Origin of the sequence: Bradyrhizobium hereditatis (genome assembly GCF_020329435.1) — a bacterium.
Taxonomy (GTDB): domain Bacteria; phylum Pseudomonadota; class Alphaproteobacteria; order Rhizobiales; family Xanthobacteraceae; genus Bradyrhizobium; species Bradyrhizobium hereditatis.
Genome location: NZ_JAGKJK010000015.1, coordinates 90,441 through 111,462, shown reverse-complemented (window position 1 = coordinate 111,462; position 21,022 = coordinate 90,441). Strand labels below are relative to the sequence as shown.

Here is a 21,022-nt window from a genome sequence, read left to right as displayed (position 1 = left end):
GAATTATATGGGAGCCCGGTGGCTGTCCACAACCCGCGCGAATACCAGCACGTCGACCTGCGCAGCCTTGGCGCGGAGCAGGGCGCGGGCGCACGCATCCGCCGTGGCGCCTGATGTCAAGACATCATCAACCACGATGACACGGCGGCCGGCAATGTCATGGCTGCGCTCGGGGGCGACCTTGAATGCGCCTTGAACATTCGCGGCGCGCTGTGGCCGGGACAGCCCGATCTGCTGCTCGGTGGAACGGATGCGGCGGAGCGCCTCGGCGGCCAGTTTCACGCCGCTTTGCCGCGAAATCACCCGTGCCAGCGCGCCGGACTGGTTGTAGCGGCGGCTCCACCCGCGCCGCCAATGCAGAGGAACCGGCACCAGCACGTCGGCTTCCTCGAGCAACTCCTTGCCGGCGCGGGCCATCCAACGGCCCATCGCGGGCGCCAGATCGGTGCGGTCCTGGTATTTCAGCGAATGAACCAGCGTGCGGGCGACGTCGTCGTAGCGCACCGCGGCGCGGGCGCGCTGATAGGCCGGCGGGCTCGCGATCGCCTCCATCGACAGCAATTCCGGACCGGGATCATACACAAAAGGTATGCCGAGCCGCGGGCAGTAAGGCGGCGCGATGAACGACAGTCTCGCCCAGCACGAAGCGCAGACGCCCTCGCCATCGACCGGCTCACGGCAGGAGACGCACTGCGTCGGCAGCGCGATGTCGAGCGCAAGCCGCGGCAGATGCGCCAACATATCGCGGCAGGCGCCGAGCGCGCCGCGGAGATGGCTATAGATGGAGCGTGATGGTGATGTCTCGGCGTCCATGGCGCGAGGCTAATGCTGTGCCACCTGCGGCTCAAGCGCGGCATTGCCAGAGATAGGCAGGCGGCGTACCAACCCCGCATGGCTTCGAACCCGACAAGCGCACCCATTCTGTTCGACCGAGCGCTCTTGCGCGCGCGGCTCGATCGCGCGCGGCGTGGCGGGCCGGTGACGTTTTTGCTCGATCGTGTCAGGGAGGATTTTGAAGAGCGGTTGCAGGCGGTGACGCGCGGTTTTGCCAATGTGGCTGATATCTGGACGCCGGGCGAACTCCTGCAAAAGCCGCTGATCAATCGTTTCCAATCGATCGAACGCATCGATGTCGCTGCATCGGAAGTTCTACCATTACAGCCGGAATCGCTCGATCTCGCCGCCTCCGCGCTCGCCCTTCAGTTCGTCAACGATCTGCCCGGCGTTCTTGCGCAAATCCGCCGCGCGTTGAGGCCGGACGGGCTCTTGCTGGCGGCGATGATCGGCGGCGATACGCTGACCGAACTCAGGCAATCCTTTGCCGCGGCGGAAGCTGAATGCGAGGGCGGCGTGTCGCCGCGCGTCGCGCCGTTTGCGGATCTGCGCGACATCGGCGGCCTCCTGCAGCGCGCGGGCCTTGCGCTGCCCGTGACAGACGTCGATCGCGTCGTGGTGCGCTACGACAACGCGTTTGCGCTGATGGCCGATCTCCGGCGGATGGGTGCAAGCAATATTCTGGTCGAGCGCCGGCGCACGCCGACCCGCCGCGCCACCATGCTACGGATGGCGCAGATCTACGGCGAGCGGTTTGCCGATCCTGATGGTCGCATCCGCGCGACTTTCGATGTGATCTGGCTGTCCGGCTGGGCGCCGCATGAGAGCCAGCAGAAACCGCTGCGGCCGGGCTCGGCGAAAGCAAGTCTCGAGGCGGCAGTGCAGCGGGCGAAGCGTAATTGACGCGCAATTCCCTTGGCGGAAGCCGCGAGCAGGGCCCCATTCTACTTTGCATGGGGTTGTTTTCGCGATTTTGTATCCGGGCTGTACGTGCCGCCGAAGAGCCGCTGCGCTGGAAGACTCTTTGAAGTTGATGGATGCCCGGATCAAGTCCGGGCATGACAGTGGCATGCGCCAGCTCACATCAACAAATCAATCAGATGCGGGATCAGCGGAATATCCGCGGGCGGCATCGGATAGTCGCGCAGCTTGTTGGCGCGGACCCAGGCCAGTTGCTGGCCCTCGCGGGCAACAACCATGCCTTCCCAGCGCCGGCAGATGTAGAGCGGCATCAACAGATGAAAGCTGTCGTAGGCGTAGCTGGCAAAGGTCAGCGGCGCCAGGCAGGGCTCGCTGACATCGATGCCGAGTTCCTCATGCAGTTCGCGGATCAGCGTCTGCTCCGGTCGTTCGCCGGGCTCGACCTTGCCGCCGGGAAATTCCCAGAGGCCCGCTAGCGCCTTGCCCTCGGGCCGTTGCGCGATCAGCACGCGCTTGTCGACGTCGATGAGGGCGCAGGCGACGACGAGAGTGAGCTTGATGTCAGCCATGCGCCGCTATCTCGCTTACGAGCGATAGTCGCCGTTGATCGCGACATATTCCTTGGTGAGGTCGCAGGTCAGCACACGGTCGCGGCCCTTGCCGAGGCCGAGTCCAACCTTGATCTGGATCTTCGGGCTTTTCATCACCTCGGAAACCTCGGCTTCGTTGTAGGACGGATCGCGCGCGCCGCTCTTGGCGACTCGGATGCCGTTGAACGAGATCGAGAGCTTGTCGCGGTTGGCGGGTTCGCCGGCCTTGCCGACCGCCATTACCACGCGGCCCCAATTGGCGTCTTCGCCCGCAATCGCCGTTTTCACCAGCGGTGAATTCGCGATCGACATCGCGATCTTGCGCGCCGAGGTTTTCGTGGTCGCGCCTTCGACGATCACCTCGACCAGCTTGCGCGCGCCTTCGCCGTCGCGGGCGACCTGTTCGGCCAAATTAGCCAGCACACCATGGAACGCCTTGGCGAACGCCTTCAGCCTGGGATCGCTGGCCCGGCTGATCTTCGGCGCGCCATCGGCCGCAGCCGTGCCGGTGGCGAAGGCCAGCAGCGTGTCCGACGTCGACGTATCGCTATCGATCGTGATGGCGTTGAAGGTATCGTCGACGCCGCTTTTGAGCAGCGCCTGCAGTACGGAAGATGAGAGCGGCGCATCGGTGAACACGAAGGACAGCATGGTCGCCATGTCGGGCGCGATCATGCCGGCGCCCTTGGCCATGCCGTTGATGGTCACCTTGGTTTTGCCAAGCTTCACGGTGGCGGTCGCGACCTTCGGGAAAGTGTCTGTCGTCATGATGGCCTTCGCGGCCGCCATCCAATCGTCAGGCGCGGCGGTGTCCGCCAGCGTCGCCAGCACGCCGTCGAACTTGGTGGCGTCGAGCGGTTCGCCGATCACGCCGGTGGAGGCAAGGAACACCTCGTTGGCGCTGCAACTGACAGCCTTGGATGCAATCGCCGCCGTCAGCGCCGTCGCCTGCCGGCCGGTCTTGCCGGTGAACGCGTTAGCGTTGCCGGAATTCACCACCAGCGCGCGGGCAAATCCTCCCTTAGAAGATCCGCCCCGGCCGAGCTTGGCACGGCACCATTCAACGGGTGCGGACGGGCATTTCGACTTGGTGAAGACGCCGGCGACCGTGGTGCCCTTGTCCATCACGGCGAGCAGCACGTCGGTACGCCCCTTGTAGCGGATGCCGGCGGCGGCGGTCGCGAGTTTCACACCCGCAATCGCGGGCATCTCCGGCACATCGGTCGGGGCGAGGGGGGAAACGGTGGTGGACATGCGAGCACCTTATTCGACCAGATCAATCCAGGCCCGACTTGCGCCGGCCATCCACGTCTTCAGGGGCCGGTCAGCATGGCCCAGACATGGAATGGCCGGGCGCTTCGGCCCGGCCATGACGATGGTAAATACTATTGGTCTCGCAGAAGTGACAGCGATTTTTTACTTCTTCGCGGGCGCCATCTTGGAATCGCCAGGCTTGGCGGCATCCGGCTTGGCATCGCTCTTCGCAGCTTCCGCCGGCTTGTCCATGCGCTCGACCTTGGCGGCCTCGCGCAGCTTGGCGACGTATTCGGCCTGCGCCTTGCGCGTCACATAGGTCTCGATCTGCGCCTTGACCTGCTCGAACTCGGGCGCCTTGCGGGCGCGCTTTTCCTCAACCTTGATGAGGTGCCAGCCGAACTGCGACTTGACGGGATCGGAGATTTTGCCGGGCTCGAGCGTGAACGCGACCGCGGAGAATTCCGGCACCATCTGCTCCTTGGTGAAGAAGCCGAGATCGCCGCCATCGGAAGCGCCCGGATCCTTGGACTTCTTCTTCGCCAGCTCGGCGAAGTCGGCGCCCTTCTTCAGCTCTTCGGCGATCGCCTTGGCCTCGTCCTCGGTCTCGACCAGGATGTGACGGGCATGGACTTCCATTTCGCCGGTGATCTGCTTGGCGGCCTCCTCATAGACCTTCTTCATGGCCTCTTCGGTGGTCGCAGCCTTGCCCTCGGTGGCGAGCAGGCTGTCCATCAAAAGCCGGCTGCGCGTGAACGCCAGCCGCTTTTTGAAGTCTTCGGAATTCTCGAGCTTCTTGTCCTCGGCGGCCTTGGCGACGATCTTCAGGTCGATCAGGAAGGCCAGCACATTGTCCTTCTTGGTCGCGGGGTCCATCTGCGCGAGGCTGGGGCCGAGCTCCTCTTCCGCGAGTGCCACGTCGCTTTGGCGGATCTCCGCACCGTTAACCTTGGCGAGAACGGGGTTGTCCTGGGCGCGAACCGGCAGGCTGGCGGTCAGGATCGCAGCCAGACAGGCCGTGGCGGCCAAAGAAACCCGCATGGCCGTGCCGAAGCGCAGGCCGGTTTTCGTTTCCGGGAACGAGGTGGTCATGGAAAGTCCTTGTCTTGAAGGAAGGGGCGCCAAAGGCGGCGGGACACTCGCCCAATCAAGCGGCCTTGGCAACGCGAAAAGTCTGTCAAAATGATGAATTCCTTGACAGATGGACGAACGTTGACAAGGTCCCGACCCAGCCATATCTGTGCCGGATCGTACGGCGGCGATAGCGCTTATTTTACTGCGTTTTTTGCCGTTGAACCTTGGATTGCTTAATTCCCACTCATTAGGCGGATGAGCCCCGGAACGGGGTATTTGCCGCGATGCGTCACGGTGAGTTGATAGGCAACTTGGTGGACCACGTCACGGCTTGCAACGCAAGTAACGGCAAAGGCAGGAATTGGCATGATAGGCGCGCTCGCCCGCAAGTTTTTCGGCTCCGCCAACGACCGGCGGGTGAGGGGATACCAGTCCCGCGTCAATGCGATCAACGCGCTTGAGCCCGAGGTCGCCGCGCTCTCCGACGAGGCGCTGAAAGCGCGCACCGCCGAGTTCCGCCAGCAGCTCGCTGAAGGCAAGACGCTCGACGATATCCTGGTGCCGGCCTTCGCCACCGTTCGCGAGGCCGCCAAGCGCACTCTCGGCCAGCGGCATTTCGACGTCCAGCTGATCGGCGGCATGGTGCTGCACGAGGGCGACATCGCCGAGATGAAGACCGGCGAAGGCAAGACGCTGGTCGCAACGCTCGCGGTCTATCTGAACGCGCTCGCCGGCCGCGGCGTCCATGTCGTCACCGTCAACGATTACCTCGCCCGCCGCGACTCCGCCTGGATGGGCCAGATCTATTCCTTCCTCGGAATGAGCACCGGCGTGATCGTGCATGGCCTTGACGATTCCGAGCGCAAGGCCGCCTACGGCTGCGACATCACTTACGGGACCAACAACGAATACGGCTTCGACTATCTGCGCGACAACATGAAGTACCGTCTGGAGGACATGGTCCAGCGCGGGCACTATTACGCGATCGTCGACGAAGTCGACTCGATCCTGATCGATGAAGCGCGCACGCCGCTGATCATCTCCGGTCCGCTCGACGACCGCTCGGACTTCTACAACACCATCGACACCTTCATGCCGAAGCTGGAGAAGAAGACCGACTACGAGGTCGACGAGAAGCAGCGCACGGTGACGCTGACCGAAGGCGGCATGGAGAAGATCGAGACGCTGCTGCGCGATGCCGGCCAGCTCAAGGGCGAGTCGCTCTACGACGTCGAGAACGTCTCGGTCGTGCACCACGTCAACCAGGCGCTGCGGGCGCACTCGCTGTTCACCCGCGACAAGGACTACATCGTCCGCGATGGCGAAGTCATCATCATCGACGAGTTCACGGGACGCATGATGCCGGGCCGGCGCTATTCCGAAGGCCTGCACCAGGCGCTGGAAGCCAAGGAGCACGTCCAGGTCCAGCCGGAAAACCAGACGCTGGCGTCGATCACGTTCCAGAATTATTTCCGCATGTACGAAAAGCTGTCGGGCATGACCGGTACGGCCGCGACCGAAGCCGACGAATTGTTCGACATCTACAAGCTTGAGGTCGTGGAAATCCCGACCAACGTGCCGGTGGCGCGTCTCGACGAGGACGACGAGGTCTACCGCACCCAGGGCGAGAAATACGCCGCGATCCTGGCCGAGATCGAGCGCGCCAATAAGCGGCTGCAGCCGGTGCTGGTCGGCACCGCATCGATCGAAAAGTCGGAAGTGCTGGCCGAATATCTGAAGAAGCACGGCTACAAACAGATCGACTTCGGCAACGATGTCGCGCTGGAGAAGCTCTATGCCGCGGCGCGCGCCGGCAAGCCGGCCAAGCTGTTCGCAGTCTTGAACGCGCGCTTCCACGAACAGGAAGCCTATATCGTCGCCGAAGCCGGCGTTCCCGGCGCGATCACGATCGCGACCAACATGGCCGGCCGCGGCACCGACATCAAGCTCGGCGGCTCGCTCGATATGCGGATCCAGCAGGAGACCGCCAACATCACCGATGAGGCCGAGAAGGCCAAGAAGATCGAGCAGATCAAGGCCGACATCGAGCGCTTCCGCGAGATCGTGCTGAAGGCGGAGGAAGCGGTGGAGGTCGAGCCAGCCAAGGGCTCGAAGCCGGCCAAGACCGTGGCCAAGCCTGGCGGGCTCTACATCATCGGCTCCGAACGCCACGAATCCCGCCGCATCGACAATCAGCTCCGCGGCCGTTCCGGCCGTCAGGGCGATCCGGGGCGCTCAAAGTTCTTCCTGTCGCTGGAAGACGACCTGATGCGGATCTTCGGCTCCGACCGGCTCGACACCATGCTGCAGCGGCTCGGCCTCAAAGAGGGCGAGGCCATCATCCATCCCTGGATCAACAAGGCACTGGAAAAGGCGCAGCAGAAGGTCGAGGCTCGCAACTTCGACATCCGCAAGAACCTGCTCAAGTTCGACAACGTCCAGAACGACCAGCGCAAGGCGATCTTCGACCAGCGCATCGACCTGATGAAGGACGAGAGCGTCGCCGAGACCGTGACCGACATGCGCCACGCCTTCATCGACGACGTAGTCGCCAAGCACATCCCCGAGCATGCCTATGCCGAGCAGTGGGATACTGCGGGCCTGAAGGAAGAGTTGAAGCGCGTGCTCGACGTCGATCTTCCGGTCGACGAATGGGCCAAGGAAGAGGGCATCGCCGACGAGGAACTGCTGGCCCGCATCGAGAAGCACGTCGATGAGCGCATGGCGGCCAAGGTCGCGCAATGGGGCCCCGACGTGATGCGTTACGTCGAGAAAACTATTCTCCTGCAGACGTTGGATCATCTCTGGCGCGAGCATCTGATCATGCTCGACCATCTGCGCCAGGTGATCGGCCTGCGCGGCTACGGCCAGCGCGATCCGCTGCAGGAATACAAGCTGGAAGCCTTCAATCTGTTCGAGACCATGGGCGCGCATCTTCGCGAAGCGGTCACCGCGCAACTGATCCGCGTCGAGATCGTGCCGCCAGAAGAGCAGCAGCCAGTGCTGCCGGCGATGGAGGCGCACAAGTTCGATCCGAATACCGGCGAGGACGAGTTGGCCTTCGCCAGCGCCTCGCTGGTGCCTCATGTCACCGCGGCCGATCGCGATCCGAAAAACCCCGCAAGTTGGGGCAAGGTCGGCCGCAACGAGGATTGCCCCTGCGGCAGCGGCAAGAAGTTCAAGCACTGCCACGGCAAGTACGCGTGAACTTCGCTAACCCCGGATGGTGAGGCGGCGCCAACGGGTCCGCGCGTAGCGCGGCCCGATAACAGGCTCCGCGCCGTTTCCGGACGATGCTTCGTATCGCCGGGAGAACCACGAGGCCCCGCTAGTGCCATTCGCCTTGACGCGCGAAGGATGAGGTCTGACAGCCGCTTCAGAGTGGAGGGGCGTCTTCGCGCGGTGCCGACCGGAAACCAAATACCGGTTTGGCTTGGTGGCGGGCTGGCTCGCCGCCGTTGCGCCCTTACTTCACCGCCCCGAAGCGGCTGTCGAACGAATTCGACGACACGATCGGTGCGGAGCCGGAGACCTGATTATCCTTCGCAGCCGGCGTAGCGGCGGCCGCTGCATCCGACACTGACGGCTTCAGCGGCGGGCGGCTCGCAGCGTGCTTGGCTTCCGGCTTCGGCGGCGTGGCCTTCGCTGCGGACGTATCGGGACGCGCTGGCTGCTTGGCCTCGGGTGCCTTCGGCTTGGACGGCGGCGTGCTGGCGGTGGCATCGGCGGTGCCGCCGAGGCCGACCTTGCGGGCAAGATTGGAGAAGAAGCCTTCGTCCTGCGCCGCCGGCGCCGCATTGGCGACGCGGGTCGGGGCGGGGGCGGAAGCCGGCGCTGCGGCCAGCTTCGGCTGTTCAGGCGAACCCATCAACAGGTTTTCGGAGGGTGTCTTGCTTTCGGCTGGCGCCCTCGGTGGATTGACGTGGGACGGAATGGTGCCGGGGGCGCGAGCCATCAACGACAGAGACGAGCCGTCGCCGGGATCGGAAAGACCGGTGCTGGCTTCGGGCACACGCGCGGCGAATATCCGGTGCATGCCGCCGTCGATGCCGGTGTTGGTCCGCGCCACCGGCGTACCCTTGGCGATCAGTCGCGCGGTCTCGGCGAGATCTGTCGCCTGCTTATCGCGCACGGCGTCGGCGATTTCGTCGGGGATGACATAGGCCGGGCACTTCGCCGCAGCATCGAACACCAGGTCACGCGTCGCGTTCGGCGGCTTGGCGGCATCGAACACGTATTTCTTCTCGCAGAAATCGACCTTCGGCTCCTGCTTCGTCACCTCGAAATGATCATTGCCTTCCTTGATCATTTTCCAGAACGGCATGTTCGGATTGTTGCGGTGCTTGGCCAAGTTGGCCGGCGTCATCCGGAACGGATAGGCCTGCAACTGGAACGACTTCTGGCCGCCGAAGAAGGATTCGCGACCTAGCGAATAGATTTCCGCCATCTGCTCGTCGGTCATCGCGTAGCAGCCGCGCGAGGAGCAGTCGCCATGCACCATCAACTGCGAGCCGGTACGGCCCAGCGCCTTGTCGAACGCGTTGGGATAGCCGGTGTTGAAGGAGAGGTAGTAGGCCGACTGCGGGTTCATCTGCGCCGGCGAGATCGAATAGAAGCCTTCCGGCGCCTGGCGGTCGCCTTCGCGGATCTTGGGCCCGAGGTCGCCCGACCAGCGGCAGATCGGATAGGTCTTGAGGAGCGCGAAGCGGCCGGAACGATCCTGCTTCCAGATCTCGAGTTCAGCTTCCTGCTTGAACAGCCGGACCAGAATCGGCGACTGCAGATCCATGTCCTTCGCCGCCATATCGGCGACTAGCTTGGGCGGGACGGGCTGGTTGGCCTTGGCATTGTTGGCGAGCGAGATCTGGTCGCTGTTGCAGCCGGCCATCAATATGCCCGCGCCCAAAAGGGCAGCCGACGTGAGAAGCGCGCGAACCAGCGAGCGATTAGTCAAAGTCTAAGCTCCACACCCACCGGGCATTGTCGCACCCCAAGTCATAGCGAACATGCCCTGAAGCCATTGTTTAAAATATTAGCCATTGCCCTCCTGCGTCGCAACCCGAACGGGACCGTCCAGCGGCTGCAGCAGCAGGGATGGTCAACAGCAGTTTAAAGAGGCGGACGGGGCTTAATTAGGGCCACGGCCCCGTGATTTGCCGAAATAAAGGCGTTCACCGATCGTTAACGACTGGGGTGCCCGGCCTCGACGAACATGCCGGCAAATGCGCAATCAGCCGAGTTTACGGCCGATATCGAGGAATTTCTGCCGCCGCTGCTTGCGGATGGCGTCCGCATCGAGATTGCGGAAGTCGTTGAACGCCTCGGCGATCGCGTCGCCGGTGGCGGCAATTATGGCGGCGGGGTCGCGATGGGCACCACCCGGGGGCTCGTTGAGGATCCGGTCGATCACGCCAAATCGCAGCATGTCCTGCGCCGTGATCTTCATGTTGGTGGCGACTTCCTGGGCCTTGCTGCCGTCCCGCCATAGGATCGAGGAGGCCGCTTCCGGCGAGATCACGCTGTAGATCGCGTGCTCCAGCATCAATACGCGATTGGCGGTCGTGATGGCGATGGCGCCGCCCGACATGCCTTCGCCGGTGATGATCGCGACATTGGGCACGCCGAGCGAGAGGCACGTATCGGTCGAGCGCGCGATCGCTTCCGCGACCCCGCGCTCCTCGGCGCCGATGCCGGGATAGGCGCCGGCGGAATCGACAAGCGACAGCACGGGAATGCCGAAACGATCCGCCATTTCCATCAGCCGTACCGCCTTGCGGTAGCCTTCGGGGCGGGCCATGCCGAAATTGTGCTTGATGCGGCTGTCGGTGGTGGCGCCCTTTTCCTGGCCGATCACGCAGATGCTCTCGCCGCGGAAGCGGCCGAAGCCACCCATCAATGCCTCGTCGTCGGCGAATTTGCGGTCGCCGGCCATCGGGGTGAATTCTGTGATGAGTGCGCCGACGAAATCGGTGAAGTGCGGGCGCTGCGGATGACGCGCCACCAGCGTCTTCTGCCAGGGCGTCAGATTGGCATAGAGGTCGGCCAGCGCCTGCTGCGCCTTGTCCTCGATCCGCGAAATCTCGTCGCCGATGTCGCTGCCGGACGCCGCGAGCGCGCGCAGTTCATCGACCTTGGCCTCAAGTTCGGCGACGGGTTTTTCGAAGTCGAGATAGCTGCGCATCTGATCCGGCATCAAGACAATATAGGTAACAACGCATTCTCGGGCGAAGCGGTTTTCGATTCGCCCCAGGAAGGCACGCATCTTCAATGATTTAGCGCGAATCTCGGTCCGAACGAGCCGGCTTGCCGAAAGCGCGCCAAACAAGGCCGCGAGGCGGGAGACGGCTGTTTCGGGGGAGATGACGCGGAAGTCAAGGCGGGTGTTGCGACGAAGTTACTTCTCCGCCAATGGGTGCAGGTCGCGCACCAGGCTCTTCAGCCGTTCCTCAACGACGTGGGTGTAGATCTGCGTGGTCGAGATGTCGGTGTGCCCGAGCAGCGTCTGCACGATGCGCAGGTCCGCGCCGTTATGCAGAAGGTGGCTGGCAAAGGCATGGCGCAGCACGTGCGGTGAGACCAGCCGCGGCGCAAGGCCGGATGCCGCCGCCAGTTCCTTCAGGTCGCGGGCAAAATGCTGCCGCGTCAGATGGCCGCTCTCGCCGAAGGACGGAAACAGCCATTTCGAGCTGGTGACGCTCTTCTTTTTCTCGGGCCGCAGCGCCTCCATTGCGGCGAGATAATCGGCCATCGCCTGCCGCGAGGCGTCGTTGAGTGGCACCAGGCGCTCTTTGTTGCCCTTGCCGCGCACCATGATCATGCGGGCGTCGCGCCGCGCGGCCGACAGCGGCAATGCCACCAATTCCGAGACGCGCAGGCCGGTGGCGTAAAGCACTTCGAGAAGGCAATAGAGCCGCATCGCGCGCAGCCGCTGCTGCGGCGAGGCGCTCTCGGCTTCGGTTAGTTCCTTGGCCCGCGTCAGCATGCGGTCGACATCGGCGATCGACAGCACCTTCGGCAAGCCGCGGCCGCGCTTGGGGCCGGACAGGATCGCGGCAGGATCGTCGTCGCGGATACGCTCGTTCAGCAGGAAGCGGAACAAATGCCGCATCGCCGACAGCCGGCGCGCCACGCTGGAGGATTTGAAGCCGCGGGTATCGAGATCGGCAAGGTAGTCGCGCAGCACGTCTGTTCCCGCGCTGGTAAAGCCTTGCCCCTTGCGGCCGAGAAAGTCGGAAAGATCCGTGAGGTCGCGGCGATAGGCGTCGAGCGTGTTGACGCCCGCTCCCTGTTCCGCTGCGAGCATGTCGAGGAACAGGCTGATCAGTTTCTCGTCTTTGGCCGTCTTATTGGAACGCATTGCCCTCGACATCCCCGTCGGCGAGAGCCTCTCCCCGAGTTCGCCCTCCCACCAATCAGACGATAGCGGCTATTTCTTGAGGAACTTGTCTGCGGGGATGGTCACCGTCATTTCCCGGGGCTTCGGGGTGACGAAATTCGCCAGCGCAAAGATGATGCCGTAGATCACCCCGGCGATGATGCCGACGACCGTCAGAAAGCGGAACAAACTGGGCATAGGGGCTCAGGGGCGGCCGAATTAACCAATGAAATCATCCAACATGTTCCTCTTCCCCTGGCAAGAGCCTCTGGCAACGGCGTCAAAGGGGGTAGTATAGGTGTCACAGCGCGGGCAAATCCCGCAAAACCCTTGGGGTTTTTGATGTCCGAGACCGCCGCACCGGCGCACACGAGCCCGACCCAGGACGCCGACATCACGTCGGCGCTGGAAAGGCGTTCGGTCGTGCTGGTCGGCATGATGGGGGCCGGCAAGTCCACCATCGGCCGCCGGCTGGCGGCCCGGCTCGGCCTGCGATTTCTCGACGCCGATATCGAAATCGAGGTGGCTCACGCCGGCATGACCATCCCGGAAATCTTTGCGACCCATGGCGAGCCCTATTTCCGGGACGGCGAGGCGCGGGTGATCGCGCGGCTCCTGGATAGCGGACCGGCCGTGATCGCCACCGGCGGCGGCGCCTTCATGCGCGAGGAGACCCGTAGTCGCATCCGCGACAAGGCGATCTCGCTCTGGCTCAAGGCCGACATCGACGTCATCATGAAGCGCGTCAAGCGCCGTGCCGACCGGCCGCTGCTGCAGACCGAGGATCCCGTTGGGACCGTGAGCCGCCTGCTCGAAGCGCGCGAACCGGTCTATCGGACCGCCGATCTGACGATTGCCTCGCGCGACGTGCCGCACGACCGCATCGTCGACGAATGTATCGATGCCCTGCGCGCCCGGCTGTGCGTAGGCAGCCCTTCTGCCCAGCCGACAACCGACGGGATCAGCATTACGCCATGACTGCGCCCCTAAAACATTCCTCCGCCATCACGGTCGACGTCGCGCTCGGTGACCGCGCCTATGACATCGTCATCGGCCGCGGCGTGCTGCAGTCGCTTGGGCAGCGCGTAGCCGCGCTGCGCCCCGGCGTACGGACCGCCATCGTCACCGACCGCACCGTGGCCAAGCATTGGCTGGAGCCAACCGAGCGTTCGCTGGCGGAAGCTTCCATCCCGACGTCACGCGTCATCGTCGAGGAAGGCGAGATATCGAAGACCTATGCAGGTCTCGAAAAGGTCTCCGAGGCGCTGATTGCGGCAAAGATAGAGCGCAACGATCTAGTGATCGCGCTCGGCGGCGGCGTGGTCGGCGATCTCGCCGGCTTCGCGGCGGCGATCCTGCGCCGCGGCGTCGATTTCGTGCAGGTGCCGACCTCACTCCTGGCGCAGGTGGATTCCTCGGTCGGCGGCAAGACCGGCATCAACTCGCCACAGGGCAAGAATTTGCTCGGCGCCTTCCATCAGCCGGTACTCGTGATCGCCGATACCTCCGTGCTCGACACGCTGTCGCCGCGCCAGTTCCGTGCCGGCTATGCCGAAGTCGCCAAATATGGCGTGCTCGGTGATCAGGCTTTCTTCACCTGGCTCGAAGCCAACCATGCTGACATATTCTCCGGTGGCGCGGCACGCGAGCACGCGATCGCGACCTCCTGCCGCGCCAAGGCCGCCATCGTGTCCCGCGACGAGCGTGAGAATGGCGAACGCGCGCTGCTCAATCTCGGCCACACCTTCGGCCATGCGCTGGAAGCAGCGACCGGCTTCTCCGACCGCCTGTTCCACGGCGAGGGCGTCGCCATCGGCATGGTGCTGGCGGCAGAATTTTCGGCGAGGCTCGGCATGATCTCCGCGGCCGACGCCGCGCGCGTCGAGCACCACCTTGCTTCCGTCGGCCTGCCGACCCATCTGCAGGACATCGCGGGCTTCGCCCAGGAAGGGCTGGCGGATGCCGATGCCCTGATGGCGCTGATGGCCCAGGATAAAAAGGTCAAGCGCGGCAGGCTGACCTTCATCCTGCTGCAGGCGATCGGCCGCGCGGTGGTCGCTAACGATGTCGAGCCGGCGCTGGTGCGCGATTTCCTGCAGCAGAAGCTGACGGGATGAGAACGGGATTGTCCGGACGCAGCTTGGCGCAGGCGCCGCGCGGGGCTGGCGCCGCCACGAGGAATGCATGAGTTCGACCGCGTTCAACCTGCTGCTCGCGATCTTTTTGCTCGCCGCGAACGCATTTTACGTGGCCGCCGAATTTGCCCTGGTCAAGAGCCGCGGGTTTCGCATTAAGGTGATGGTCGAACAGGACCGCTTCGGCGCGCATCTGCTGCAGAACATGATGGGCAATATCGAGGCCTATCTGGCCTGCTGCCAACTCGGCATCACCATGGCCTCGCTTGGTCTCGGCTGGGTTGGCGAACCCACGGTTTCGGCGCTGCTCGAGCCGCTGCTCGTCCCGCTTGGCATGTCGGAACGCACCCTGCACTTCGTGTCGTTCCTGGCGGGGTTTTTGGTGTTCTCCTCGCTGCACATCGTAATCGGCGAGCAGGTGCCGAAGACGTTTGCCATCCGCCAGCCGACACCAGTTTCGCAATGGATCGCCTATCCGCTCTACCTGTCCTATCTGGTGTTCTATCCGCTGAACTGGCTGCTCAATACAGCCTCGCGCGGGATCCTGAGCATGTTCGGCGTACAGGAATCCTCACAGCACGAAATTCTCACCGATTCCGAGATCGAAGGGCTGGTGGAAGAATCGGCCGTGCACGGCGGAATCGAAAGCGGTGAGGCCGAATACATTCAAAATGTCTTCCGCTTTGGCGACCTGGCGGTATCCGACGTCATGGTTCATCGCACCGCGATGGTGATGATCAATGCCGACCTGCCGCCGGACGAACTGGTCGGCGAGGTGCTGGCCACAGAATACACCCGTATCCCGTTGTGGCGCGACAAGCCGGAGAACATCATCGGCGTGCTGCACGCCAAGGATCTCTTGCGCGCGATCCGTGCTTCCAACGGCGATACCTCGCACATCAACGTTTCGGCGATCATGCGCCCGCCCTGGTTCGTGCCGGAGATGCGGCCCTTGTCGGAACAGCTCAAGGCGTTCCGTCGCCGCAAGACTCACTTCGCACTCGTCGTCGACGAGTATGGCGAGGTCGAAGGCATGGTTACGCTGGAAGACGTGTTGGAGGAGATCGTCGGCGATATCTCCGACGAGCACGACGTCGCGGTCGCCGGCGTCCGCGTCCAGGCCGACGGCTCCGTGGTGGTCGACGGCTCCGTGCCGATCCGCGATCTCAACCGCGCCATGAACTGGCACCTGCCCGACGAGGAGGCGACCACCGTTGCCGGCCTGGTGATTCACGAGGCGCGTTCGATCCCCGAGCGCGGCCAGAGCTTCACCTTCCACGGCTCTCGCTTCCGCGTGCTGCGCCGTGAGCGTAACCGGATCACGGCGCTCAAGATCACGCCGCTGCCGCGCGAGTCCGAGGTGGAGGATCCGAAGCCGAGGCGGGCAGGGACAGCGTTCTGAACCTCAGCGCTGCAACGGCATCAGCTATTCAATATCGATGGTGACGCCAGAGAGCTTCCATTGGCCGTCGGAGGGAATGAAGCCGAGCTGGTACTTCACCTTCTTCGGCGTGGTATCGAAACGCCCTTTTAGACGGAGCACGCCTTTCTCGTCGATCCTGGCGTCCTCCTCCGGAATCACGGGCCGTGCGACGATCGCGTCGAACACGGCGTGCTTCTCGACCAGGTCCTTGAAGACGGCGCGCAGCTTCTCCGGAGGAAACTGATCGCGGAACGGCTTTGAAATCTTGGCGTGGAACACGGTGAAATTATCCGAGGCCACCGCATCGTTCAGCGTCACGAGAATGCTCTTGATCAGGACTTCCTGGACAAAAGGGCTTGGCAGGTCCAGCGCCGGCGCCCTAGTTGAGGAAACCGCAACCAGCAGCACTACGGTAGCGGCCCATCTGAAGTGTGCCCAATATCGCATCGGACGACTCCTTCGACCTGCGATGGTGCCACGACCCCATTTTTGACGGAACCGCATCCATCGCGTTGGCGATAGTCTCATAGTTGCGAAAGCGGTTCTACCATCTCCAGCGATCTTCACAGGAAGCTGGCGAACAGTCTCATGCCAGATATTCGATGGCTTCCGCGAGCAGCCGTTCGGGCGGATGAGCCGACGTATCCAGCGTCAGCCGTGGATCGGTCCATGCTTCATAGCCGGTGCGCCGCTTCTCGACCTCGGCCCAGGTGATCTCGATCATCCCTTCGATGCCGCGCATTCGCGCTTCGATGCGCCGGCGATGCGTCGCCTCATCCATGCAAACGCATTCGATGACCGAGAAGTCCGCGTGATATTTCGCGGCGAGGTTTCGCCACGCGGCGCGCGGCGCTTCCACCGGATTGACGGCGTCGATCACGACGGATTGCCCCAACCGGAGATGCTCCTCTGCCAGGGCCTGAGCGACGGCATAGGCCGCGATTCCCGTTTGATCCCGCGGCAGGCCGCCGCGCCACATCGCCGCCTCGATCGGATCGATGGAAAACAGCGGCAGCGAAAAATGTCGGGAGAGGCCTTCCGCCAGCGTGCTTTTCCCGGAACCTGGCAGACCTGCCAAAATTACGAGCTTCTGCGACATCGTCATCGGACGCTCATATTCTTGCGGCAGGTTGTTGGGAGTTACCGGCCGGCGGTTTCTCCAGGCGTCTGCGCCTTGATGGCCACCGCATGGACGGAGCCCTCAAGTTCCGCCGCGAGCGTTGCATTTACCATGCGATGTCGTTCGATCCGGCTCTTCCCTTCGAAGGCCGGAGATACGATATAGACCCTGAAATGCGTTTCGCCGCCCGGCCTGTGGCCGGCATGGCCTTCATGCAGATGTGATTCGTCCGCGACGTCGAGGCTTTCCGGCAGGAAAGCTTCACGCAACTTGTTTATGATAGTATCCCTGGTGCTCATGATGGCGGCAGATAACTCTGTGCCTGCTTTCCGTCAATGCGCATCCGAACAGAGGTATTCGCAATGTCAAGACTTGAAGCCTTGCGCATTGCGTAGTCAAAGTCAGCTATGCCGATCGATTCATCCAAGTTCTTCGATTCCATTCGCATCAAGCCCAACAAGGTCAGCGCGAAGGCGCAGGCGCGTGCGAATGAAGAGTCCGCCATGTGCGAGTGGGCCGGTTGCCAGAACAAGGGGCCGCACCGCGCGCCCAAGGGCCGGCAGAATTCGCGCGAGTACTGGCACTTCTGTCTCAACCATGTCCGCGAATACAACCAGTCCTACAATTTCTTCCAGGGCATGAATGCCGAGGCCGTCGCGCGCTACCAGAAGGATGCGCTGACCGGCCATCGCCCGACCTGGAAGATGGGCGCCAACACCGCCGGCAAGAAGGGCAAGGCGCCGAGCGCCGAGGATTTTGACGGCGCCGCCGATCCGTTCAGCATGTTCTCCGAGCTCAACGGCCGCGGCCGCTGGCGGCCCGGTCCGGATGCGCAGGCCAAGACCGAAACGCGCAAGGTGATGAATGCCGAGCGCAAGGCGCTGCAGGTGATGGGGCTTACCGCCGAAGCGACCCTTGACGACGTCAAGGCCAAGTACAAGGCGCTGGTCAAACAGCACCATCCCGATGCCAATGGCGGCGACCGCTCAACCGAGGACCGCCTGATCGAGATCATCAAGGCGTATAATTATCTGAAGACGGTGGTACGCGCGTAAGCGCTTCATCGTCGCCCCTGCGAACGCAGGAGCCCATACGCCGCGGCCCCTAATTTGGCCGAGCTGGTCGACGGCTTTCCCGCAATCGCAAACTCTTGTGGTTATGGTTCCTGCGTTCGCAGGGACGACAGCGGAGTGTTGGCTCCGCTGTCAGCCCTTCTCACGCCGGCATCGGGCCAATATACGCCGAGCTCGGTCGGATCAGTCGGCCGCCGCGCTGCTGCTCACGGGCATGCGCGGTCCAGCCTGCGGCGCGTGCCACCGCAAAGATCGGCGTAAACGCTTGGCGTGGGATTTTCAGCGCGTCGAGCAGGATCGCGGTGAAGAACTCCACATTGGTATCGAGCGGGCGGTCCGGATTTTTCTTCCGCAAGGCGCTGCGGATATAGGCCTCAACCTCGCCGGCGAACGGCAGATCAGTGCCGTCAGCCGCGAGCCGCTCGATCGCGTCCTTAAGCACATCAGCGCGCGGATCGCGGACGCGATAGATGCGATGGCCGAAACCCATCAGCCGCTCGCCACGGGCCAGCGCGCTGTCGACCCACGGCTTGATGCGCTCGGTTGAGCCGATCGCGTCGAGCATTTCAAGCACCGGCTCCGGCGCGCCGCCATGCAGCGGTCCAGTCAGCGCGCAATAGCCGGCGGTGACAGCGGCAAACAGATTGGCCTGCGTCGAGGCCACCACGCGCGTCGCGAAGGTCGATGCATTCATGCCGTGGTCGCACACCGTGACGAAATAGGCGTCGAGCGCTGCGGCTTCCCGCGCATCCGGCTTGCGGCCGAGCATCATCGACAGCGTATCGGCGGCGTGGCTTGTGGTCGGATCGGGCGCGACCGGGCCGTTGCCTTTCATCCGCTGCACCAGCGCGCCGGCGATGACCGGAAACGCGCCGACGATCGTGGCCTCATGCGCAAGTCCCGCTTCAGCGCGCAGGCCGGCGATCGCTGCGCGAAAGCCGTCGGTGATCGACAGGCCGCGCGTGATGCCGAGGAGGTCGGGCAGTCGGGCGAAGGCGCGTTCCCGGCCGGTGCCGAGCGCGGCGCGTACCGCGGCTTCGCCAATCGGCTGGCCGGTTCCACCGCTCCACAGCCGGGCGGTCACGCCCTCGAAACCGGTCTTGCGGGCGAGCTCGCCGACCCGCTCGCCGGCGATGATCAGTTCGCCGCGCTCGCCATCGACATGGCTGAGCACGGTTTCGGCGGCCGGAATGCCGTCGAGGCCGATCGGGGTCTTGGAAATCTGCACGTTCATGGTGGCTCTCCTTTGCTTGCCGGCAAAGGTCGGACCTCTCGACAGCTTGATCAATCTTGATTATGTAAATCAATATGAAAAAATCCGCTGGCCTTTACCTCTCAGCCCGCGAGGCTTCCGCCGAACTCGCGATCTCGCAGGCCACGCTTTACGCCTATGTCAGCCGCGGCCTGATCCGCTCCGAGCCGTCGGAGGATTCCCGCAGCCATCGCTACCGTGCCGAGGATGTCCGCATGTTGAAGGAGCGCCGCGCGCCCTCGCCGGAGCCGCGCGGCCTGCGCAATTTCGATACCGAACTGCCGGTGATGGATTCGGCGGTCGGGACCATCACCGAGGCCGGCGCGATCTATCGCGGCGTCAACTGCATCGATCTCGCCGAGCGCGACACGCTCGAACATGCCGCGACGCTGCTGTGGGACGTCACCGGCGTCGATCCTTTCGATCAGGACAATTGCCCGATCGTCTCAGACGAGATGCGAGCGGTCGCCGAGGCCACGCGCAAGGCCAATGCGATCGATCGCGCCATCGCGGTGCTGGCGCTGGCGGCCGCCGCTGACCCGCGCGCCTTCACCCGGGCGCCCGATGGACGAGCGATGGTCGGCGGCCGGATCGTGCGGTTGGTTGTTGCGACCATGCTGAATGCGAAGTCATCGGCAAAACCGCTGCATTCACAGATTGCCCGCGCTTGGGCACCCGACAACAAGCACGCGCCGGATCTGATCCGCCGCGCGCTGGTGCTGCTGGCGGATCACGAACTGAATGCCTCGACGTTCACGGTGCGCTGCGCAGCTTCGACCGGTTTGAATCTCTACGACGCTGTGATCGCCGGTCTCGTCGCGCTGAAGGGCCCGAAGCATGGCGGTGCCGGCGTGTTGGCGGCGCAGTTATTGAAGACGCTCGCCAATAGCGAGGTCGCCCCCGTCATCCGCGAGCGCGTTGCACTCGGCGAGCGCTTCGCCGGTTTCGGTCACGGGGTTTACAAGTATGGCGATCCCCGCGCGCGGGCGTTGTTGGAAGCGCTGGCGCGTTCGGGCGCCGATCGCAAATTCACCCATGAAATCCCGGAGCGGATCGCGGAGGCGACCGGGGAGTTCGTCAATATCGACTATGCTCTTGCCGTGCTCGTGCACACGCTCGGCCTGCCGCCCGGCCATGAACTGGTGTTGTTCGCGATGGCGCGAACGGTGGGGTGGATCGCGCATGCCTGCGAGCAATTGCGCCACGGCCGGCTGATCCGGCCCCGCGCGCGCTATGTTGGGCCTGCACCGGGCCGCAGCCCCGTCCGCGCCTGACGGCGGCGGAGCGTCCAGATCCCGAGCGCGATGATCGCCGCCGCGAACACGGCCAAAATCCAAAGATGTTTCCCAACGTGCTCGTGATGCGGCAGGCCGGCGTAGTGGTGCAGCGCCGAGACCGCGAACACGCCCGGCAGTACATGCGCCAACGCCCAGGCGAGTACCGCCGGGATATTGACGCCGAAGAAAAGCATGGGCGGCATCCCGAGCGCCCCGGCTGTGACCGGTACGAAGGCGCGGATCGGCGGCACAAAGCGCGCGAACAACACGGCCAGCGTTCCCCAGCGCTGGAAGAACGCCTCGCTCTGCGCCATCACGCCGGGATATCTCGACATCGGCCAGGCATTGAGGATTTCGCGTTGCGAGCGATGGCCGGCCCAGAACGCCGAGCCGTCGCCGAGCACGGCCCCAGCGATCGCCGCCGCCAGCACGCCCCACAGCTTCAGTTCGCCGCCGGGCACCAGCGCGCTCAGCGCAAGGATAATAGTCGAGCCCGGCAGCAGCGCGCCTGCGACAGGGATGGCTTCCAGCAGGGCCGCAAGAAATAGCGTCAGATAAGCCAGCCACGGATGGGCCGAGACGAACGCAATGAGGGGATCGAGGAATGAAGTCACAACCGTGGGTCCGGTAGGGGGGCCTGCCCACAGCTACCAAGCCAGGGCAGAGGCTGAAAGTGCCGGCCAATCTCCGATTT

At 63.9% G+C, this 21,022-nt stretch carries 20 protein-coding genes; 7 read left to right on the top strand and 13 right to left on the bottom strand.

Annotation, left to right across the window (positions count from 1 at the left end):
• Nucleotides 1-3 precede the first annotated feature (3 nt).
• Complete coding sequence (locus J6524_RS29460; protein ID WP_225677191.1) at nt 4-813, bottom strand: ComF family protein; 810 nt, start codon at nt 811-813, stop codon at nt 4-6.
• Between the two features lie 78 nt (nt 814-891).
• Here J6524_RS29460 and J6524_RS29455 point away from each other — a divergent pair, with 78 nt between their 5' ends.
• Nucleotides 892-1,737: a methyltransferase domain-containing protein gene (locus tag J6524_RS29455; protein ID WP_225677189.1), complete on the top strand. Its 846-nt coding sequence runs from the start codon at nt 892-894 to the stop codon at nt 1,735-1,737.
• A 176-nt stretch (nt 1,738-1,913) separates the two neighbouring features.
• Here the strand turns inward: J6524_RS29455 and J6524_RS29450 are convergent, their stop codons facing one another.
• The 3 genes from J6524_RS29450 to J6524_RS29440 all read right to left on the bottom strand — a co-directional run bounded on the left by J6524_RS29450 (nt 1,914) and on the right by J6524_RS29440 (nt 4,691).
• A complete protein-coding gene (locus tag J6524_RS29450; protein ID WP_225677187.1) occupies nt 1,914-2,324 on the bottom strand; it encodes a (deoxy)nucleoside triphosphate pyrophosphohydrolase in 411 nt (136 codons plus the stop codon).
• Nucleotides 2,325-2,339: 15 nt separating this feature from the next.
• Nucleotides 2,340-3,599 (bottom strand): bifunctional glutamate N-acetyltransferase/amino-acid acetyltransferase ArgJ, encoded by a 1,260-nt coding sequence (argJ, locus tag J6524_RS29445; protein ID WP_225677185.1) that lies wholly within the window; start codon nt 3,597-3,599, stop codon nt 2,340-2,342.
• Nucleotides 3,600-3,761: 162 nt separating this feature from the next.
• On the bottom strand, nt 3,762-4,691 hold the full coding sequence (locus tag J6524_RS29440; protein WP_225677183.1) for a peptidylprolyl isomerase: 930 nt from the start codon (nt 4,689-4,691) through the stop codon (nt 3,762-3,764).
• Between the two features lie 348 nt (nt 4,692-5,039).
• Between J6524_RS29440 and secA the strand changes: the two genes are divergently transcribed.
• Nucleotides 5,040-7,880, top strand: coding sequence for a preprotein translocase subunit SecA (gene secA / locus J6524_RS29435; protein WP_225677182.1), 2,841 nt, complete (start codon nt 5,040-5,042; stop codon nt 7,878-7,880).
• A gap of 259 nt (nt 7,881-8,139) precedes the next feature.
• Here the strand turns inward: secA and J6524_RS29430 are convergent, their stop codons facing one another.
• From J6524_RS29430 to J6524_RS29415, 4 genes are all read right to left on the bottom strand, one after another.
• The gene (locus tag J6524_RS29430; protein WP_225677180.1) at nt 8,140-9,627 is read right to left on the bottom strand and encodes a L,D-transpeptidase family protein; all 1,488 of its coding nucleotides are present in this window, start codon (nt 9,625-9,627) and stop codon (nt 8,140-8,142) included.
• Between the two features lie 276 nt (nt 9,628-9,903).
• On the bottom strand, nt 9,904-10,866 hold the full coding sequence (locus tag J6524_RS29425) for an acetyl-CoA carboxylase carboxyltransferase subunit alpha (RefSeq protein WP_225677259.1): 963 nt from the start codon (nt 10,864-10,866) through the stop codon (nt 9,904-9,906).
• Nucleotides 10,867-11,067: 201 nt separating this feature from the next.
• Nucleotides 11,068-12,030: a site-specific tyrosine recombinase XerD gene (gene xerD / locus J6524_RS29420; RefSeq protein WP_225677178.1), complete on the bottom strand. Its 963-nt coding sequence runs from the start codon at nt 12,028-12,030 to the stop codon at nt 11,068-11,070.
• Nucleotides 12,031-12,099: 69 nt separating this feature from the next.
• Nucleotides 12,100-12,246, bottom strand: a complete 147-nt coding sequence (locus J6524_RS29415; RefSeq protein WP_225677176.1) for a histidine kinase — start codon at nt 12,244-12,246, stop codon at nt 12,100-12,102.
• 144 nt (nt 12,247-12,390) lie between these two features.
• Between J6524_RS29415 and J6524_RS29410 the strand changes: the two genes are divergently transcribed.
• The 3 genes from J6524_RS29410 to J6524_RS29400 all read left to right on the top strand — a co-directional run bounded on the left by J6524_RS29410 (nt 12,391) and on the right by J6524_RS29400 (nt 15,585).
• Nucleotides 12,391-13,026, top strand: coding sequence for a shikimate kinase (locus J6524_RS29410; protein WP_225677174.1), 636 nt, complete (start codon nt 12,391-12,393; stop codon nt 13,024-13,026).
• Nucleotides 13,023-14,165 (top strand): 3-dehydroquinate synthase, encoded by a 1,143-nt coding sequence (gene aroB / locus J6524_RS29405; protein ID WP_225677172.1) that lies wholly within the window; start codon nt 13,023-13,025, stop codon nt 14,163-14,165. The genes J6524_RS29410 and aroB overlap by 4 nt, the downstream gene beginning before the upstream one ends.
• Before the next feature lie 67 nt (nt 14,166-14,232).
• Nucleotides 14,233-15,585, top strand: coding sequence for a hemolysin family protein (locus J6524_RS29400; RefSeq protein WP_225677170.1), 1,353 nt, complete (start codon nt 14,233-14,235; stop codon nt 15,583-15,585).
• Nucleotides 15,586-15,609: 24 nt separating this feature from the next.
• Here J6524_RS29400 and J6524_RS29395 read toward each other — a convergent pair whose 3' ends face one another.
• The 3 genes from J6524_RS29395 to J6524_RS29385 all read right to left on the bottom strand — a co-directional run bounded on the left by J6524_RS29395 (nt 15,610) and on the right by J6524_RS29385 (nt 17,025).
• A complete protein-coding gene (locus tag J6524_RS29395) occupies nt 15,610-16,053 on the bottom strand; it encodes a hypothetical protein (RefSeq protein ID WP_225677168.1) in 444 nt (147 codons plus the stop codon).
• 139 nt (nt 16,054-16,192) lie between these two features.
• Nucleotides 16,193-16,711 carry a P-loop nucleotide/nucleoside kinase family protein gene (locus J6524_RS29390; protein WP_225677166.1) on the bottom strand — a complete coding sequence of 173 codons (519 nt, stop codon included), beginning with the start codon at nt 16,709-16,711 and terminating at the stop codon, nt 16,193-16,195.
• A gap of 35 nt (nt 16,712-16,746) precedes the next feature.
• Nucleotides 16,747-17,025 (bottom strand): BolA family protein, encoded by a 279-nt coding sequence (locus tag J6524_RS29385; RefSeq protein ID WP_225677164.1) that lies wholly within the window; start codon nt 17,023-17,025, stop codon nt 16,747-16,749.
• 108 nt (nt 17,026-17,133) lie between these two features.
• On the opposite strand from J6524_RS29385, the gene J6524_RS29380 reads away from it, so the two are divergent.
• Complete coding sequence (locus J6524_RS29380; RefSeq protein ID WP_225677162.1) at nt 17,134-17,781, top strand: J domain-containing protein; 648 nt, start codon at nt 17,134-17,136, stop codon at nt 17,779-17,781.
• A gap of 160 nt (nt 17,782-17,941) precedes the next feature.
• Here J6524_RS29380 and J6524_RS29375 read toward each other — a convergent pair whose 3' ends face one another.
• Nucleotides 17,942-19,033 (bottom strand): citrate synthase/methylcitrate synthase, encoded by a 1,092-nt coding sequence (locus J6524_RS29375; RefSeq protein ID WP_225677160.1) that lies wholly within the window; start codon nt 19,031-19,033, stop codon nt 17,942-17,944.
• A gap of 74 nt (nt 19,034-19,107) precedes the next feature.
• Between J6524_RS29375 and J6524_RS29370 the strand changes: the two genes are divergently transcribed.
• The gene (locus J6524_RS29370) at nt 19,108-20,325 is read left to right on the top strand and encodes a citrate synthase family protein (protein ID WP_225677158.1); all 1,218 of its coding nucleotides are present in this window, start codon (nt 19,108-19,110) and stop codon (nt 20,323-20,325) included.
• Here the strand turns inward: J6524_RS29370 and J6524_RS29365 are convergent.
• Nucleotides 20,283-20,942, bottom strand: coding sequence for a DedA family protein (locus tag J6524_RS29365; RefSeq protein WP_225677156.1), 660 nt, complete (start codon nt 20,940-20,942; stop codon nt 20,283-20,285). The genes J6524_RS29370 and J6524_RS29365 overlap by 43 nt on opposite strands.
• Between the last annotated feature and the right edge of the window lie 80 nt (nt 20,943-21,022).